Below are 18,523 nucleotides of genomic sequence, written 5' to 3'. Positions count from 1 at the left end.
ATATAGCGCTATTTCTATGACGAACCTAACGGAAGCTGCGGGATATCCCATGTTTGTAGTGCGGGTATTCCAGCATGTGGCGACCCAAATCATCCGGAGGGTCAGCCAGCTCTTTCACTACACCGTTTCAAAGCGGCGATCGGCTGAGGCCGAGGCGATGAAACGGCCGGATATCGCCGACACCGGCGCATGCCACATGGTGCGCCCAGCCTCGAAGGCAAGCTCGACCGCCTTGTCCCGCATCATGCGGCGACGGCCTTGTGTCTGTGCCGCCCGACGAATCCCATCCCGGCCAAAGCACTGCCGAACAGCCAAATGGCGGCCGGTATCGGAACCGGAGAAGACGTGATGTTCAAGACGTAAAGATCCTTGTTTTGATTCCAATTGGCTCCGCCGCTACCGCCCAGATAAATGGAATAAATCTGACCGGCCTCCGCCAGGAAGGTCAGACCGTTGACCCCGTCGACGGTTGAATCGTGGGTCAAATAAGTTACGCCGGTGGTGCCGAACGGATCGCTCGCGGTGAAATCTAAGCCTTGAATCGGGCTATTCCATGCCTGATGGTTCTCATAGCCGGTACCGGTGTCCATACCGGTAAATACCGTAATCCCGAAGTTGGCAATTTCCGAATTGACGGCGGAGAGATTCAGCGTGACATAAGCATCGCTGTGCGACATCAACAACCCGATATCGGTGGTGTGCGACCAGCCCTGAGGGGTTGCTCCCGCGTCGAGCCAGGCGCCCCTGGCAGTATCGATATCCGCTGCAACGCCATATCTCGCTTGCGCATCTGCCCTGGAAATTTCCAGCGAATCACCCGCGTTATGGAGTTCGGCCGCCCAGTTCAACGCCGAAGAACCGGTGTAACCGAACGGCAGCGTCGTCGGGCTAGCGGTTCCGACCCAACCCGGCGATACCGTCGGATAGGTCGGATTGTTTATACCGCCATAGACCCAGCCGTCGGTTCCCCCATCGGTAGCGGGCGTTCCGGCGTTGTAGGTGTTGTACATCGTGTGTGCCGATGCCTCGGCAACAACCCCTAAAGAAAGGGCCGAGCCGGCAACCGCCATTGCGATCGCCCTGGCCAATCTGGTTTGTTTCATATGAATCCCTGCAAGTTGGAAGTTGAGATACCACGCCGTTAACCCGCATTGCTCATACCCCTTCGCTTCAGCCGTTCGCGCCGCAAAACGGTGTAATTCCAAATCCCTTCCAATCCGGAATTGATTTTCGAAGGGTGGCCGTAACCTACCCTACGCAACGTTCATTCGCATGCCGAATGGAGTAAGAAGTGCAAGCTAAGCGCAACCGATACTTAACAAGTGTCGTGCCAGTGTCCAAATCGAGGCACTACGGTGCTTCCAAGGCTTTACAAATAGGCCGGAATCCGGGAAATGAGGTATATGCCCCAGCATTCAGCGGCATATCGCGCATGAGGAGGAAGTCGGGCGAGGGGGGAGCCGATTGCAATGATGCGGCCTCGTTACGTCGGGAATCCTTTCCCGACGTAACGGGTTGACAGCCAAGCGAAGTCGGCAAAGGATTGCCGACCCACGAATAATTCCATTCGGCATGCGAATGAACATTCATCGTAGGATGGGTAGAGCGAAGCGAAACCCATCGATGGTGGGATAGCCCCTCGGCTCAGCGTAACCCACCGACCCTTCGACTTGGCTCAGGACAGGTCCGAGGCCGCTCGGTGGGTTACGGCCTTGCGGCCTCACCCACCCTACGAAAATCAATTCCGGATTGAACGCGATTTGGAATAAGCTGCCGATTCCGCCAGAGAGCCGCCCACGTTGCCCTCGACGTCGATCCAGAGATGCGGCAAGCCCATGGCGTCCAGCCAGGCCGGACCGTTTTCCTCCTTGAGCATGGCGATGGTCGAAGCGCTGCCGGCGACCACGCAGAAGTCCCCCACCACGCTGACGGCGGCGAGATGGCGTACCGGCCAGCCGCTTTTGGGATTCAGCACATGACCGTATCGGATACCGTCCACGACGATGCAGCGTTCGTAGTCCCCGCTGCTCGCGACCGCGCCTTCGCGCAACGCCAGGGTCTTGATCATCGAGCCTTTTTGGCGCGGGTGAGAAATTCCGACTCGCCACGGACTACCATCCGCCCGCGAGCCGATCAACTTGATGTCGCCGCCCAGATTGATCACGCCGTGTCGAACGCCCGCGTCCCGGCACAGCGCCGCGGCCCTGTCGACGGCATACTCCTTGACGATGCCACCGAAATCGAGCTCCATGCCGGCTACCGGAAATTCGAGCACCGGCGGTTCCCACCTCAGCTTGTGCCAGCCGACCTGCTCGAGCAGACCGCGCACTTGCGCGTCGTCCGGCAGTTTGCCTTGTTCGAAGCGCCAGGCACGCCGCAAAATGCCGGAGGTGATGTCGAAAAGCCCGTCGCTCTGTTCGTAACAGGTCGCCGCATAATTCAGCAAACCCGCCGTTTCGTCATCCACCGCAACCTGGCCACCCTCGGCGGCGACCCTGTTGATGGCGGACAGCAGGCTGTCGTTGCGATAGCGCGAATAGCGCGCCTCCAGGCGGCGCACATCGGCAATGGCCAGCTCCGAAATCCGTCTTGCCTCTGCACGAGTCTCGGCAAAAAGCTGGATTTCGCATGGCGTACCCATTGCCTTGAAGGCAAAGCGAAAATATTTCAGGTCGTTCGAATTCAAGGCCATTCCGGAAGGGTTGCTAAGTAATGCGCTTCCTTCGTCAGCACATCCTATACGCTACTACTGCTGGTTCCCAAGCTCTTGCTTGGGAACCATAAAACCGGAGTTTGGGAACCAGTGTGCCGAGCCCACATAGTTGCTATACACAGAGTAGTAGGTCGGGAATCCTTTCCCGACGCCCCAGCTTGGCACAGGGGTTTGTCGGCAACGGATTGCCGACCTACGAACTATCGCGGGCTAAAATCCGCTCCCACAGGCCGTAAATCGATCCCGAAACCAACCCGGCCCATCAAAACGCATAATTCCAGGTAACGGCCAGTGTCCCGGTACGCTCCAGCTGATAACCGTTGACATCGTCCGACACCGGTTGCAACCACTCGACGCTGAGATTGTGGCCGGCGAAATCGCCGCTGGGTACTGAAAGATTGAGACCCAGCCCCACATCCCAATAGCGTCCGCCGTAGTTGGACGGGAAGTCCACCGGCGCGGTGGTCGAATGCTCGCGGTTGAATTCGCCACGGATAGAACCTTGAACGGTGTAAACGCCGCGCACCGAAGCCGACAGCCAGTTCGTCAGGCTGTAGCCGCCCCAGGCGGTGGTCTGAAATACGTCGCCCAGGGCATAACCCGACTTGTTTCTGCCTTCGAGCCGCTTGGTGCCGCTCACCTGCGCGCCCCAGAACCACTTGTCCGCCTGTCCGGTATAGGTCAGGCTGGGTTTGAAATCCCAGGTGCCGCTGCCGAGTTGCATACTGTAATCCTGTAATTCACCGTCCTCCGTAGCCCCGCCATCCACGGTCATGTCGACATCGCCCGTGGGCGCGCTGACCCCCAGTCCCAGATTGAGGCGGTGCCCGGACACGTCGAACAGCTTGATCAATGCCACCATCAAGGTATCGCCGAATCCGTCGCTGCTGTGCCCGCCGCCGTGCTCGTCGTCTTCCGGAGCCCCCGGCAACGGCTTCGACTCCATCTCCATGTCGACGAGCTGGGGCATCAGCATCAGGTTCAGCCAGTCGGTCGGCGCATACATGATGTCCAGCATGTGCATGTGCATGGTCATGTCTTTCGGCCGGGAGAGACATCCCGAGTTGCCGCAGGCGCTGCCGATCAGCGTTTGACTGCCGACCCTGCTGGTGCCGTGCAGCATATCCCCCGCCTGATTGCTGTACATGTAGCGATACCCCGCCATCAAGCTGTCGGCCTGGTCCATCATATGGCCGAACATAATGCCGGCGGGCATGTTATGCCCGTAATGGTGCGAGCCGTGTTCGTGGTGGCCGCCCGAGAATGAGCCGGGCGCCGACAGATTGACGTTAAGCCCGGCGTGAGCCAGGAAATAGTTGAAATCGGCATAATCGCCCGCGCCGCCCCCGCCCAGCTTCAGATCGCCGGCATGGCTGTAATATTCGAAGCCCGCTTCCAGCCGAATGCCCTTGGTGAACTGCTTGCTGAACGTGATGCCGCCGCTCAGGGCGCCGAAGCCGGACAGGCGAAAATCGCTCGAATAATAGCCGTCGGCTCTGGGCGCAAGGAAATATGGAGCGAAGAAGTCGGCTTGCGACTGCGAATAATAGCGGATGCTCGGCGCAGCCATGATGCCGAAGGGCAGTGGCTGATACCACTTCAGCTCGAAGGTGTGAGAATCGATGCCCCAATCGTCGAAGTAGTACCGGTAATCGAAATGCAGGGACGCATCCAGCGCCGGTATATGCCGGTTCAATCGACCGGAGAAGGCCCACTGGTTGCGCTCGTCGGGCCGTCTTTCCCGAAACAGCTCGATCCCCACGACTTCGAGATTGGTCACGGATTTCCAGTCGATTGTGCCCGCTTTCGCCTGCGAAATCTCATAGTACTCCTCGGGCGTAATTTCCCCGCGCACGTAAACGTACTTATATGGGTTGGTGAGATAACCGCTCTGGTTGGTGTAGCTGGCCGTGCCCTGAAACAATGTGTTCTTGCCCAACACCTGCGCGATGCTGGTACTGAAGCCGTGGAAAACGCTCTCTTCGCGCAGCTCCGGGTAATTGGGCGAATCATCGTTGTCATGCGAGTGTTCGCTGTCAGTTGAGTGGACGGTGCCTCGGCTGATGTCATTGCTGGTCAGACTGTATCCCGCCGATACCGTAGTATGTTTCTGGTTGAATTCGTGGCTCAGATTGATCGAGCCGAAACTCGATTTGAAATCCGGCTCGAGAGAATAGCCGCCGGAGAGGGCAAGCGTGGCCTCGTCGAAATAGTATTTGGCGCCGAATACCGGCATGGTGCGCGTTTCGCGCGGTTGCGTCTGGAACCGCTGGACCGGTTTCGTGCCTTTGGGCACTAGGCTGTCGAGAACCGCGCGATATCGTGAGATAACGGCAAGTTTGGTGAGTCTCTGGATCTCCGCTGCGAGCTTCTGGTCCCATGCTTTCTGTTCCTCGGTTCTTTCGCTAGGTAGGGTAACGCCAGAGAGATTGATGTTATCGAGTTGCACATCGAACCGCTTGCCGTCCGTGGGAGTCTGCGGATAGCCCTTGTAATGGATCCAGAACGCGTTGATGTTTTCGAACGCCTCGTTCAGGGTCAATGCGCCCTGGAAGCCGTTGGCCACGATCTGATAAGCCACTCGGGTCGCGTCGTAGTTAGTGCCGTCGCCGGCGGCGAGGTCCGGGTTCAGGGCCGTATTGAACCCCAGGATTTCCCAGACATCGTTGGGGCCGGTCCCCGGATTCCCTGACTTGATCCGCGCGTAAAACTCCATAGAGTCGAGGCTGAAGGCCGAACCGTCCAAGGCGCGCACGTAGATGCCGGCGGAATCGGGATGGTACTGGAGCAAGGTGCTGAAGTCTCCGTCCAGCCGATGCAGGTGGGCGTTCGGGGCTGTGGGGTCGTTCACGGTGCCGATCGCAAACCCATCCTCGAAATAACAGCCGTCCGAACCGATGCCGGCGCAGCTGCCGCCCGGCTCAGGCGCTGCGTTGGCTTTGCCGTAGTAGGCCGCGAATGTCATGTTCTCGAAATCGATCGTCACATTGTCGATCGTCGGCGTTGACGGCGGAGACGGAGGTTCGGGATTGGCGGCTTTCCACTGTGCTAACGCCGCGCTGGCGTCCGCCTCAGACGCATCCTTGCTGTCCCAGAATGCTTTGTACGCATTGAGCCCGCCGAGAACAGTCAACCCACCGGCAGTGACGCCCCCGGAAGCCGCCGAAACGACATCGGCCGGTGTCGGATCGCTGGCCGGCGTTCCGTCAGTGTTTTGCTTGTACTTGGGCTGATCCGCCATGGTCGCCGGGATGCTGAACGCCGGCGTGGCGCCGCTGTAGGTATCGCGGTCGATGCTGAAGGTGAATTCGAGCCGGTCGGAAACCGGAACAATGAAATCGCCGTGGGAAACCTCGACCTGCATTCGGTCATCGCTTTCCTCGTAATAACCGAAGTGGACATTACCTTGCGCTTGCGCGACCGGAACCGCGGCCGAGACATCCATGCCCGGCAGGGCGAGGGCGGCGGTCGTCAAGGCGAGAAGCGCCTTGGGCTTTTCCGATTTGACCGGCATTTCTCACGCCCCCTTCTTCGCGAGGACGGCGCTAACATCGTCGTCGGTAAGGGATTGCCGACCTACGTCGAGCCGCCGGGCCGTAGGTCGGGAACCCCTTCCCGACGCCGACCGCGCCAAGCGAGCCGTCGGCAAGGGATTGCCGAACCATGTCGAGCCGCCGGGCCGTAGGTCGGGAATCCCTTCCCGACACCGACCGCGCCAAGCGAGCCGTCGGCAAGGGATTGCCGAACTATGTCGAGCCGCCGGGCCGTAGGCCGGGAATCCCTTACGCTGGTTCCCAAACTCCTGTTTGGGAACCCATGCCGAGAAGTCGGCAAAGGATTGCCGACCTACATCGAGTCGCCAGCGGACGTACTGTGAGTAGGTCGGGAATCCCTTCCGGACGCCGCCTGAACCAAGCCGACGCGAAAGGCGGAGTGGAAAAGCCCATTCTCCGCTGAAGCATTGACCCGCCGACGCGGCGCGGCGAGCAAATCGGCAGAGAGGCGATGAATGCGGATCAGTTGCAGCCACAGCCGCCCCCGGTGCCGCCATGTCCACCTTGCGAGCCTTCCTTGCTGGAGAAAATGTGGTCGCGCAAGCCGGTCAGGCTGGGATCGGGCGTAATGGACATCTCCGGCTTGGCCAGAGTGCCCCTTTCCCACGGCGCGACGCTGGTGCAGCCCTGGCAAATCACGAGGGCGCAGAGCAGAATCGGCTGCCGCAAACGCGCCAGTCGAAGCTTTCGGAAGAATGTCATCTCATTCCCCCAAGAGCGCGTCTACTTGTTTGCGGATAGCGTCCTGATCCTCGTCGCGGTAGCCGAGATGAATCGCGCGCACCTTGCCCTGTTTGTCGACAAGATAAGACGACGGCATGGCCTTCACCTCGAAAACGCGCGGACACTCGCCCGAGGCATCGAACGCCGTGACGTAATCCACCGGGTGGGCTTCGAGGTATCGCAGAGCGTCCTCGGTGTTTTCGTCCACGTTGATGGCAACGACTTCGAATCCGTCCTTCAGACGTTCGTTGCGCAATCCGTTAATAAAAGGCATGGATTTCTTGCACGGCGGGCACCAAGTGGCCCAAAAGTCGACAAGCACGACTTTGCCTTTATAAGCCCCGAAGTCCAGTTTTTCGTTATTGCCGGGTAATGCCGCGGGGCACCCGGGTACCGACGATCCCTCTTGAACGGCATAAACCGAAGCGCTGCAGCCGAGCAGCAGAAGAGCCGATAGAAGAAATGTTTTCATTGTTCTGCATGTAAATCCGAGGTGACAGGCTGTTAACCACCGCCCTAGGTAGCACAGGCTGTGCCATCGGTTACGAGATCGCGGCGCCGACAGCGCCACGTACTTGCCTCCGCCGCCGGACGTACGCTAGAGCCTGCATCGCGACCTCAGGGCTCGTCCTCGGCCCGCCCCGGAAGCGGACCGCCGCTCCTCGGCCATGAGGCATATGACCCAGATAGAGGCTTCAAATCCCACACTCGACTCGAACGCTTCCCCCAAGTCCGATCTTATGGAATATCCATCGCGCAGGTGTGGTTTAAAGCGGGTGAGCGGGTTTTGCCCGGAACGGCAGTAACGGCCTTCAGACGAATTGGGCGTGGTATGTATTTTGCTCGTTACTGCCGCGGGGGAATGGTCCTTGTCGCAGGATAGTAACGCAGCGGCCGCACCCTCCTGATTTAGCCGGGAACCGGCTGGGTCAGCGTTTCACCGGCCGGTCGTCGGCATCGCACGCCCGGTCCTTTGTCGCGGAATTCTTTATTTCGCCGGGCCATATCTGTCCTGGACGAATGGGGATACCGGATTCATACGCTATGGAGATTTTTAGATGAACAAATCGAAGACAATCGCCGGAATGATATTTTCCGCGCTGACCTTAACCACCGGCACCGCTGGGGCCGCCATCGTAGACCCCGTCACGATCGATTTCGAAGCCATGACGTTCGCGGCCTACTACGGCAAAGCTAATCTGGCGCCTGAGCCGGGCGGCACTTGTGCCGGCGCCGGTTCGGCCGGGTGTTATTTCGAGGATGGGTTTGCGATCGGCACTGTTAGCAACCCCGACCCGAACGCCCACCTGCACCGGTATGATGGGGACTTCAGCACCTTGCTCCAGTACCATCCCGACTCCCCCGGCATCTACGTACGAGCCCAGGACAGCTCCGCGTTCAGCCTCACGTCCATGGAGTTTCAGGCGCCGATCAAGAACGCCAATCCGGGGACCGGCCCCAACGATGTCTGGGAAATCCTGGGGTTCAATATGGCCCTGAACCCGGACCTCGCCGCTGGCGACGGCACCAACTACCCAACCGTGGTCGCTTATCAGACGGTGGCCAACGGCTTCAACGGCACACTGACCCTCGATGAGGCGTTCGAAAACATCGATGCCTTCTGGATCCACTATAAGGGCTACCCGATTGTGCCGGAGGACGGCAAAAGGTTTGATTTAAGAATCGACAACATTACGCTGAGCGCTCCTGTCAGTGCCGTCCCCATTCCCGCCGCGGTCTGGCTTTTCGGCACCGGTTTGATGGGTTTGGTGTCGCTCGGCAGACGGAAAGCGGGCCTGGCGGTCGCTTGATTTTGCCGGTAATGGTGTTCGAGCGGGGCAGAGGCAATGCCGTTCGTTCAGACAGAAGACACCGTTCACCCTGAGCGTAGTTCCGCGCCATCGCTTATATGGTGCGCGGGACGAAGTCGAAGGATGAACGGCCTCTCCGGAGCTTCGACTTCGCCCTTCTCCGCTACGCTCCAAAGGGCTGCGCTCAACCCGAACGGAAAAATCTTAGACAAACGGTATTGGGGTAAGGACATTGGTCCCTGCCCCGCTTTTTACGAACATGGATAAGCGTTTCCCGCGGCGGAACCTCGGGGGAGAGGTTCTAAGGCCGCCAACTTCGAGGTAAAAACATGCGGTCTATCAACTACGTCCTTTTGGGGGTTTGCCTGCTGATCGCGCAGTCGGCGTTCGCCCACGGCCCAGAGCCCATGCCCTTGCAAAAGGTGCCCATTCCGCCGGTTCCGGGTCTCTTGGACGGCTCCGATCCCATCGTCGTCAACAAGAACATGGCCATCGCCCTGGGCAAGGCTCTGTTTTGGGACATGAACGTCGGCAGCGACGGCATGGCCTGTGCCTCCTGCCATTACCATGCCGGGGCGGATCGGCGCGTCAAGAATCAGCTGAATCCGGGGGAAAAGAGCAGCAGTCCGACCGGCCAAACTTTCGAGGCACTGCCGTCGGGCTCCGGGGGCGCCAACCACACATTGACCCGCAACGACTTTCCGACTTTCCGGTTCAACGATCCCTTGCATCAAGAAAGCGGAGTCGCTTTCGCGACCGACGACGTCGTTTCTTCAGCCGGCACGTTCAGCGGTGACTTTATCGGCGCTTCGAAATTCACCGGCACGAGCGATCAATGTGCCCGCAGCGCCGATCCCGTGTTTCACGTCAATCATGTCGGCACGAGACGGGTCGAGCCCAGGAACACGCCCACCGTCATCAACGCCGTGTTCAACCACCGCAATTTCTGGGACGGCCGAGCCAACAACATCTTCAACGGCAGCAGTCCCTGGGGCGACCGCGATCCCGATGCCGGGGTCTGGGTAAAAATCAACGCCCGAAGCGTGGTCAAGCAGCGCTTGCATCTGGAAAACTCCTCGCTCGCCTCTCAGGCCATGGGGCCTCCGTTGAGCGATTCGGAAATGAGTTGCAGGCAGCGCACGTGGCCGGCCATTGGCAGAAAGCTGCTGCTGCGCCAGCCCTTGCAGTATCAGAAGGTCCATCATGAAGACAGTGTACTGGGACCATTCAGCCTGAGTTCGCCGGGGACTCTGAAACCCGGACTGAGCACGACCTACAAGAACATGATCACTCAGGCATTCAATCCGAAGTACTGGTCTTACGGCGGCCTTGGTCCGTTCGGCGCGCCTTCCGGGCAAACGCCTTACAACCAGATGGAAGCCAACTTTTCCATGTTTTTCGGCATAGCGCTTCAGCTTTATCAGTCCACGCTGGTATCCGATCAAGCCCCCATCGACTTGTCGCCTCGCGATCCGCAGACGCACAGGCCAACCTGGCAGGGCATGGGCAAGACTCAGGAAGAAATCGACGTGTTGACGGATGGATTCCAGACCTTCGTGGACAATCACTGCAACCTGTGTCATGCCGGCCCGACCATGACCACCGCCGCCATGGTCACGAACAGCACTTTGGTGACGCCCACGCCGGGTATGTATTTCGGTCCGGATCATAGCTTGATCGAGTACGGTCCCAATGCTCTTGGCCCCTCGAACGGAGCCGCGGCTGCCGGCATCAACCGCGATGTTAATGTCGTTATCCGAGATGTCGCTTCAGGCGGCCAGCGGTTGATGGATATGGGTTTCGCAAATACCGGCGTCGGCGATCCGGATGCCGATCCGGGGGTAGGAGGCGTCGACGATTTCGGTAATCCCTTGTCGTTCTCCGATCAGTACGTTCAATATTTGCTCGGCAATGATTCAGGGATAGTCGATCCGGGCGTCGACAACGTCCGCAGTTGCGATTTTCTGACGCCTCTTGCGTTAAACACCAATAGCGTGATTTCCACAGTATTCACCATACCCGACGGCATAGAAATCGACGGCAGCCGTGAGGGTGTGCTGCGCGATCAAAACTGCCTGAATTCCCTACGCAAATACAGTCCCACCATTGCGGCCGCAAATGCCGCTCTCGTTTCGGCACCGGGCAAGTTGGCCGTGGCCAAGAAAGCGGTTTTCAAAATACCAGGGCTAAGGAATATCGAACTGACGGGGCCCTACATGCATAACGGCAGCATGGCCACCCTGGAAGAAGTCCTCGAGTTCTACTCCCGGTTCGGCAATGTCAACAATCCCGATAAGCATTCGTTAATGGACAGTGTCACGTTGGCCGAGAATCCCATTAAACGCTCGCATCTGCTCGCCTTCCTGAAAACCTTTACCGACGACCGGGTACGTTACGAAAAGGCGCCGTTCGATCATCCGGAGATCGTCGTACCCCATGGGCACAGCGGAGATAGCCAATCCGTGACTGCGGGCAATCCGCTGGATCCAAATTTGGCTACAGAGGACACCTTGACGATTCCGGCGGTTGGGGCGAACGGCGCGACCGATCCGATTCTGCCGTTCGAAAATTATTTGGAACCGTAGTCAGGCCGAAATGGATCCGGCTGCCGCGGATCGAAAGCCGGGCAATCAATGAGTGCCCGGCTTTCATTCGCACCGGCCTCTATTTTTAGGAGATATGCATGAAACCGCTTACTAAAAACTACAAAGTACTAGCCACCTTGGTGGTAATGGGTTTGTCGAGCGCCCAAACGACACTGGCGGCCAGTGCGTTCAGCAGCGACGCGACACTGACCTATACCATCACTAACATCACCAACCTCAACAATCCGGGTGACTTGTCGGGACTCCAAATTCTCGGTTATTTCGAGCAGGCGGGCGCTCCCGATTCCTATGTGGCGACCACCGGTGACGGCGCAATCGCAGCCGACAATCCAACCGTGGGCCCGGTTAGCGTCGAAACCAGTTTCAGTCGGACATTCGCAGTAGGCGGCAATGTAACCGATGGTACGGTAGCCTCTTCCCACCTGGGGTGGTTCCGCCTGGATTTCAACAACCTCGGCAGCGACAGCTATGCCATCGAACTTGCTCTGGATTTCGAATTGACTGCTACCGCCAGCGGGCAGTCTGCGGACACCGATATATTTCTCGACTACTTCAGGACCAGCAGTTCCGACAGTTTCCTTCCGGGCTTCACCAATGTTTCTCCCAGTCTGGGCTTTGGTTTCGTGAATGCCTCGGTATACGGTCTGGATAATGCGGCAACGTCAGGCTCATCGGGGCCGTTGCTTTTCAGCCTAGGCCCGAATGCCTCGGAAGGTCTTCACGCCGACGTGTGGATCAACGGCAATCTGCAGGCTTCGCCGGTTCCCCTTCCTGCGGCCGTTTGGTTCTTTATCACGGGCCTTTTGACGTTTTCGAGCATGAGAAAACGGAAAGCGATGGCCTGATTCCGTCGGAAACGGATTTCCGACCTACTTATTCCATTCGACATTCGAGTGAACATGAATCGTAGGGTGGGTTAGCGGAGCGTAACCCACCGATTCAAGGCCGCTCGGTGGGTTACGGTCTCGCGGCCTCACCCGCCCGGCAAAAATGAATACCGGATTGAAAGCGATTTGGAGTTATCGTCGGCTGAAGCCAGCTTCCACGCCAACACTATAATCGTGGGTCGGCAACCCTTTGCCGACAAAGATGTCTCGTCGTGTCGGCAAAGGATTGCCGACCTACTGCGCCTTGGGGGCGCTAGCCTAGCCGGAAAATGCTCTAAACGAATATGTCTCAAATCCTCAGGGATCGTATCCAAAGCCGGCGACGAACGGCATGAGGATCTCGGACACCTGCGCAAACTCCGGTTCGTAATATCGCCAGCGCCCGACCGACGAGGCGTAAAGCGGCTGCGCCACCTGGTTGAAACTGGGGCTATTGATGTATTTTCCCGCCGCCCGCTTGTGAAAATCGGCAACCGCCGGATCCCAGGAAAGCCCGAGAAAGGCGAACACTTCGCGGAAGGTCGTCTCGAATCCGGATACGGCATCCTCGTAACGGAATTCGACGAAATCCAGCGTCATCCGCGTTTTCATGCACATCCACCACTCCATGACCTGCGCGTAAAAGGCCGCCGTTCCCTTCCAGCTCAGCAGTTGGACGGTAGAGGGGTTCGGAATCATGGTCTGCATGAAACAGCTCAAGCACACATCGCGCGGATCGCGCATGACGAAAACAAGCTTGGCCTCCGGAAAAATGCAATTGATGAGTCCCAGGTCGATGGTATTCATCGTAGTCTTGTCCACGAAAATCCGTGTGTCGATCTTGTCTCCGAACCGTTCCCGCGCCCGGTTCCAGTAGAACCGGCGCAAATGCGTCACGCCGGCCAGATCGAGCTTCCCAAGCTGTTCGGGCGTCGTCCCGGTCGACCCGGACATGCGGTCCAGTTCCTTTCCCAAGGCGAAAATCAAGTCCGCTTCGTCGGCAACGAAAACATCCGGGTGGGCATCCAGAACTTCCTGAGTGAGCGTAGTCCCCGAGCGCATGAACCCCACGAGGAACACCGGGGGCGCTCGATGATCCTGCGGAAGCGCGGTTTCCGACCAGCGAGCCAGCAGTTCCCGAGTAAAACCGGCGGTGTTGGTTCTGATCAAATTCGGAACTAGAGCGGCATCCTGCTTTCTGACTTCCGGCAGCAAGGCGGACGCATCCGCGGCAGCGTGCAAATGGCCGAACACCTGGTCGTATGCCTTGAGCTTGTCGTGTATCCGCGCCAATTCCTTATGCGCCCGGAATCTTTCTTCAGGCGTCGGAAAACCTTTCAAAACGTTTTCGAGCCTTTGTTTTGCTTCGTCGCAACTCCCGTCGGCCGTTTCCAGGCTCGCCAATAAAATTTGCAGCATAGCGCTATGCGGCGCCCGTTTGACCGCCTGCCGGCAAGCCGCCAATGCCGATTTGTTCTGATTCAACCTCGAGTGGGCAAGCGTCAGCAGTTGAAAACCGCGAACCTGCGAACTATCGATCTGCACCGCCTGTTTCGCCAATTCCAGCGATCCCCGATAATCGTTCCAGAATTGCAGCTGCTCGGTAAGCCCGAGCAGCAAACCGATATCCCGGCTCTTGCGCGCTTTTTTCAGCAATAACTGACCGGACTGGCGCAAATGGACGATGCCTTGATCGCGTCTACCCAGCCAGCATAAGGCTTGTCCCAAGCAAGCCTTGGCCTGCGCGTCTTTCGGATTTTCCGCCACCGCCTTTTCGAACCACGTGGCGGCTTCTGCCGTGTTTCGGGATTGGATGGCGGCATAACCGCGCTGTATGAAGCTTGTCATTCGGAAACGCCTGCAAGGGCCTGTTTCGCTTCCTCGAGGCCCAGGTAATCGCTGTCCTTGACCACGGCCTTTTCCAGGCGCTCCTTGGCCTGGGCCTTATCGCCCGCCTGGAGGTACACCATGCCGAGGTGATACTGGAAAATGGGTACCTCGGGCGCCTGCGCCACGGCCTTTTCCAACAGCGGCCGCGCCGTCGTCAACTCGCCCAACTGCCGGTAAATCCAGCCGAGCGTGTCGAGGAACGCAGGCTCGGTCGCCGTCTCGAACCGCTGAGCCAACGCCAGCGCCCGCTGGAGTTTGTCCCGGTCGGCCGCATCCAGGCTGAGCAGGGCGGCCAGGTTGTTGCGCGCCAGCGCGTCATTCGGGTTGCGGGCCAGGACCGCCTCATATTCCGCCATGGCCCCCGCCCAGTCCTTGCTGCGCTCCAGGACCCTGGCCAGTCCCATCCGCGCCGCGCGGTCCTCGGGCGCCGCCACCAGCGCCCGCCGGTAGGCCGCCGCCGCGCCCTTCAGGTCCTTTTTCTGCTCATGGACCGCGGCAAGGTTGTGGTACGGCAGCCGCCATTGGGGATGGATCTCGATCGCCCGCTCAAAGGCTTGGATGGCCTCCGTCTCCTGTTTTCGCGCCAGATGGTAGAGCCCCAGTAACTGGTGGGCGGTCGGGTGCTTCGGATCGTCCTTCAGGGCTTTCCGGATCCGCGCCAGCGCCTTCTCCGGCTGCTGCGCGGCGAGGTGGAGCCCGACGATGGCCTTCAAGGGCTCGTAGTCGTTTTGGGCGCGGGAAAGCGCCGTTTCGTATTCCGCCAGCGCCGCCTCGGGCTGTTTCCGGCTTTGGTAGAGTTGGCCCAGGCGGAACGGCCCGACGGCTTTATCGGGGAAGCGGTCCTTGATCTCCTTGAGGAGCGGCTCCAGGGCGTCCGTCTGCTGGCTCGCCACCAGCAGGTCCGCCTTGAGGTTGAGCCCGTCGAGGTGCTTCGGCTGTTGCTTGAGGAATTCGTTGAGCTTGTCGAGGGCCAGGCTGGGGTTTTTCTGCCCGACCAGGAATTCGACCAGCAGTTTCCTCAGCCGGTAGTCCGCAGGATTCACGGCCACCGCCTTGTCCAGCTGTTCCTGGGCCAGGGCGGGCTTGCCGTCCAGGAGATAGGCCTGGGCCAGCCGGGTCAGCACCTCGGTCGACTCCGGCTGATCTTTCAACAAGGCCCGGAACGCGGCGATGGCGTCCTGGGCCTCCCGCCGCGCCAGCGCCAGCCGGCCTTCAAGCGATAGCGCCGGATGGTCTTTGGGGTTTTCCGCCAGCACCTGTTTCACCAGGTCCCGCGCCTCGTCGCTCCGCCCGCGCTTCGCCAAAAGCTCCGCCAGCTGCGTCATGGCCTTGAAGCCGTCCGGCTGGTTTTCGTGGTCGGCGATCAGGGCGCGGTAGACGCTTTCCGCCTGATCGGCCTCGCCGAGCTGTTGGTGCACCTGGGCGAGCCCGAAGCGCAGGGCGGTGTGCGTCGGGCGGGCCGCGATGACCGCGGTCAGTTCGCTGACCGCCCGCGCCCCGTCGCCGCGCTTCACGAAAAACTCGGCGAGCCACAGCGGTGCTCTCGGGTCCTCGGGGAAATCCTTCTGGGCGGTGCGGAGCGTTGCTTCCGCGGCGTCGAAGCGACGCTGCTTGAGGTAAAGTTCGGTCAGCAGCCCCCGGTGTTCGAGGCGGTCGGGTTGGGCCGCGATCAGGGCCTTGAGGGTCTCTTCCGCCGCCTCCGCCTGGCCCTGTTGCTGGTGCAGCCTCGCCAGCGCCATCAGCAGCGCCGGCTGGTTCGGCTGGATCTTGAGCCCGGTTTCGAGCACCCCGATCGCTTCGGCCGGCTGTCCTTGCTGGGCCCAATGGAGGGCCAGCACCAGATAGGGGTCGGGCCGGGCCGGCTGCTCCGCCACGATCGCCTCCAGTTGCGCCCGCATCGACGCGCTGTCCCCCTGGAGGTTCGCGATCGCCGCCTTCAGCATCCGCACTTCGAGGTCCGAGGGCCGTTCCTCGGCCACCGGCCCCAGGAGTTCCTGGGCTTTCGCGGCGTCCTTCGCCAACAGGTAGAACTTCGCCAGTTTGAGCTGGGCGTCGCGGTGGGTCGGGTCGAGTTCGACCGCCTTCTGATAGAGGGCGAACGCCTCGCGCCAGTGCTTCTGGTCCTCTTCGATCCGGCCCAGGTAGAAATAGGGGCTCGCGGCCTTGGGGTCGATCTGCAGGACGTTCTTGAACTCGACCTTGGCCTTGTCCAGATTCTGCGCCTCGACATACTGGAGGCCGCGCGCCAGGTGCGCGGCCTTGCGCTCCTCCGCCCCGCCGCACGCGGTCAACACCCAGGCCACCACCACCCAGGCCGGAACGGGCCGAGTCAATCTGAACTTCATAACAAACTCCGTGGAATACAACAGTGAGAGTGAGCCTGCTTACAAATTTGATGCCGATCCATCTTGGCCCCTAATTTGCACGTAAGTTGCGTTCTCTATGCCAGTAAAACAAGCATGTATCGACAACTATTCACGCTCATCGTACTGTTCATCGCCGCCGGCAGCGTCTCGGCGGATGCGGCAAATCCCACACCACTACTGCAAATGCCACAGGACTACCGCATTGTCCCCGGAGACGTGCTGGAGATTTCGGTGTGGCGCGAGGAGGGCCTCACCAAACAGGTCCTGGTCCGCGCCGACGGCGGCCTCTCCTTCCCCCTGGTCGGCGACCTCGCGGCCGGCGGCCTCACCGTCGAGGACGTCCGCGCCACCGTCACCGAACGCTTGAGCGAGTACCTCGCCGACCCGGTCGTCTCGGTGTCGGTGATCACCACCAGCCAGAAGATTTATGTGGTCGGCAAGGTCAATAAACCCGGCGAGTTCGTCACCCCCGGCCGGGTCACCGTGATGCACGCCCTGGCGCTCGCCGGCGGGCTCAACCCGTTCGCCGACCGCGACGACATCACCATCCTCCGCCAACGGGGCGATCAGACCACGCCCCTGCCGTTCGATTACGATGCCGTGGCCGCCGGCGAGGACCTGGAGCAGAACATTCTGCTGATGAACGGCGACGTCGTGGTTGTCCGTTGAGGCGCCGGGCCCGCGTGAGGCGCGATCCGGCCGGCCCCAGGCGCGCGCGAGGCGGCTGAGCATGCGGGGGACGATTCAGCGGCTGGCCTGGGCCGGCGTGGGGCTCGGTATGGCCGTCGCCCGCCCGGGCTTCGGCGTGGACTGGCACCTCGAGGCGGCGGCCAGCGTGAGCCAGCAGTATCATTCCAATATCCAGCTGTTGCCGGACCGGCTCGATCCTCAGGCGGTCTTCGGCACCGATCTCGGCTTCACCACCCAGCTCGTCGCGGCGGAACCTCACTGGCAGGTGAAGAGCCGGGCGCGCCTGCAAAATCTTTTTTATACGCCGATCGACGCCATCGACACCCAGAATCAGTATCTGGACCTCGATGCCCATTATGCGACCGAGCGGTCGCGCTGGGCGCTCACGGTGAACCATACCGATGACGCCCTGCTGTCGTCGCAGTCCGATGTCCTGGTCGGAATCGTGTTGACCCGCGTGCAGCGGGCTGAAACCACCGTCGCCCCGTCCTGGACCTATGCGCTGGACGAGCGCACCCGGCTGACCCTGGGCTATGCGTATCAGGCCTCGGATTACGAGGCCCGGGCTGGGTTCGCCTTTGTCAGTTCGACCGCGCATACGGCGTCGTCCGGACTCGAGCATCAGCTGACCGAACGCTTGTTGCTCTCGGGGACGCTGGCTTATACCGCCTATCGCGCCGACCGGCGCGCGATCGATTATCTCAACGCCCTGGCGGGCTTTCAGTACGCCCTGACCGAGACGCTCGAGGTCGGCGTCTCCGGCGGCGGTCAGTTCAGCGATTCGGAGACTCAATTGGAAACCTTGCGCCTCGACGGTTTTCAGATCGTCAGCCTGGACCCGCTGCTGCTGGTGCCGGTCACGGTCCGGGAGACGGTCACGCTCAAGGACCGCCAGTTCGGCCCCTTGGTCACCGCGAGCGCGCGGCAGCGCTTCGACACCGGGGACGTCGAGCTGAATTACGCCCATCAGATCAGCCCTTCGATCAACGGCACCCTGTTCGAGTCGGATCGGGTGACGGTCACGGCCCGCCGGCAGGTGTCGGAGCGCCTGAACGCCGCCCTGAATCTGTCCTACACCGATCAGTCGCTGCCCGATGCGAACGGCGATCGCCTGACCCAGGCGTATTACCGGATCGGCGGCGATCTGTCTTATGCCGTGACCGAGCGCTGGCGCCTCGGCGCGTCGTATCAGTACACCCTCCGCGATCTCGGGGAGCGCGGCGGTTTGTTTTCCGGCCGCCAGGAGGCCCATGCCGTCTTTGTGACGCTCAAGTACGACTTCGACCCATTCCAGTTTTGAGTTT

The 18,523-nt window shown here is 60.3% G+C and carries 13 protein-coding genes; 5 read left to right on the top strand and 8 right to left on the bottom strand.

Annotated elements, in window-relative coordinates; all coding sequences use genetic code 11:
* Positions 1 to 117: 117 nt before the first annotated feature.
* From ACWJJK_RS09935 to ACWJJK_RS09910, 6 genes are all read right to left on the bottom strand, one after another.
* Positions 118 to 246, bottom strand: a complete 129-nt coding sequence (locus ACWJJK_RS09935) for a hypothetical protein (RefSeq protein ID WP_276205413.1) — start codon at positions 244 to 246, stop codon at positions 118 to 120.
* Entirely contained in the window at positions 243 to 1,103 is an 861-nt protein-coding gene (locus ACWJJK_RS09930) for a VPLPA-CTERM sorting domain-containing protein (RefSeq protein WP_143735246.1), read from the bottom strand. Before ACWJJK_RS09930 ends, ACWJJK_RS09935 begins: the two co-directional genes overlap by 4 nt.
* Positions 1,104 to 1,738: 635 nt before the next feature.
* Positions 1,739 to 2,692, bottom strand: coding sequence for an FAD:protein FMN transferase (locus tag ACWJJK_RS09925; RefSeq protein ID WP_454128938.1), 954 nt, complete (start codon positions 2,690 to 2,692; stop codon positions 1,739 to 1,741).
* 283 nt (positions 2,693 to 2,975) lie between these two features.
* The gene (locus ACWJJK_RS09920; RefSeq protein WP_454128937.1) at positions 2,976 to 6,227 is read right to left on the bottom strand and encodes a DUF3570 domain-containing protein; all 3,252 of its coding nucleotides are present in this window, start codon (positions 6,225 to 6,227) and stop codon (positions 2,976 to 2,978) included.
* Between the two features lie 502 nt (positions 6,228 to 6,729).
* Positions 6,730 to 6,969 carry a DUF4266 domain-containing protein gene (locus tag ACWJJK_RS09915; protein WP_077731886.1) on the bottom strand — a complete coding sequence of 80 codons (240 nt, stop codon included), beginning with the start codon at positions 6,967 to 6,969 and terminating at the stop codon, positions 6,730 to 6,732.
* Between the two features lies 1 nt (position 6,970).
* Entirely contained in the window at positions 6,971 to 7,462 is a 492-nt protein-coding gene (locus ACWJJK_RS09910) for a TlpA family protein disulfide reductase (protein ID WP_077731887.1), read from the bottom strand.
* Between the two features lie 586 nt (positions 7,463 to 8,048).
* On the opposite strand from ACWJJK_RS09910, the gene ACWJJK_RS09905 reads away from it, so the two are divergent.
* The 3 genes from ACWJJK_RS09905 (at position 8,049) to ACWJJK_RS09895 (ending at position 12,252) form a co-directional block, all read left to right on the top strand.
* Positions 8,049 to 8,801, top strand: a complete 753-nt coding sequence (locus ACWJJK_RS09905) for a VPLPA-CTERM sorting domain-containing protein (protein ID WP_077731888.1) — start codon at positions 8,049 to 8,051, stop codon at positions 8,799 to 8,801.
* Between the two features lie 329 nt (positions 8,802 to 9,130).
* Positions 9,131 to 11,386, top strand: coding sequence for a cytochrome c peroxidase (locus ACWJJK_RS09900; RefSeq protein ID WP_077731889.1), 2,256 nt, complete (start codon positions 9,131 to 9,133; stop codon positions 11,384 to 11,386).
* Positions 11,387 to 11,484: 98 nt separating this feature from the next.
* Positions 11,485 to 12,252 (top strand): VPLPA-CTERM sorting domain-containing protein, encoded by a 768-nt coding sequence (locus ACWJJK_RS09895; RefSeq protein ID WP_210024186.1) that lies wholly within the window; start codon positions 11,485 to 11,487, stop codon positions 12,250 to 12,252.
* A gap of 339 nt (positions 12,253 to 12,591) precedes the next feature.
* On the opposite strand, the gene ACWJJK_RS09890 is transcribed toward ACWJJK_RS09895, so the two are convergent.
* A complete protein-coding gene (locus ACWJJK_RS09890; RefSeq protein WP_454128936.1) occupies positions 12,592 to 14,121 on the bottom strand; it encodes a tetratricopeptide repeat-containing sulfotransferase family protein in 1,530 nt (509 codons plus the stop codon).
* Positions 14,118 to 16,508, bottom strand: coding sequence for a tetratricopeptide repeat protein (locus ACWJJK_RS09885; RefSeq protein WP_454128935.1), 2,391 nt, complete (start codon positions 16,506 to 16,508; stop codon positions 14,118 to 14,120). Before ACWJJK_RS09885 ends, ACWJJK_RS09890 begins: the two co-directional genes overlap by 4 nt.
* A gap of 114 nt (positions 16,509 to 16,622) precedes the next feature.
* On the opposite strand from ACWJJK_RS09885, the gene ACWJJK_RS09880 reads away from it, so the two are divergent.
* Complete coding sequence (locus ACWJJK_RS09880) at positions 16,623 to 17,198, top strand: polysaccharide biosynthesis/export family protein (RefSeq protein ID WP_454128934.1); 576 nt, start codon at positions 16,623 to 16,625, stop codon at positions 17,196 to 17,198.
* Positions 17,199 to 17,259: 61 nt separating this feature from the next.
* On the top strand, positions 17,260 to 18,519 hold the full coding sequence (locus ACWJJK_RS09875; protein WP_454128933.1) for a hypothetical protein: 1,260 nt from the start codon (positions 17,260 to 17,262) through the stop codon (positions 18,517 to 18,519).
* Positions 18,520 to 18,523: the final 4 nt, after the last annotated feature.

It is taken from the genome of Methylocaldum gracile (genome assembly GCF_053646815.1).
This window is presented reverse-complemented; position numbering and strand designations above follow the sequence as displayed.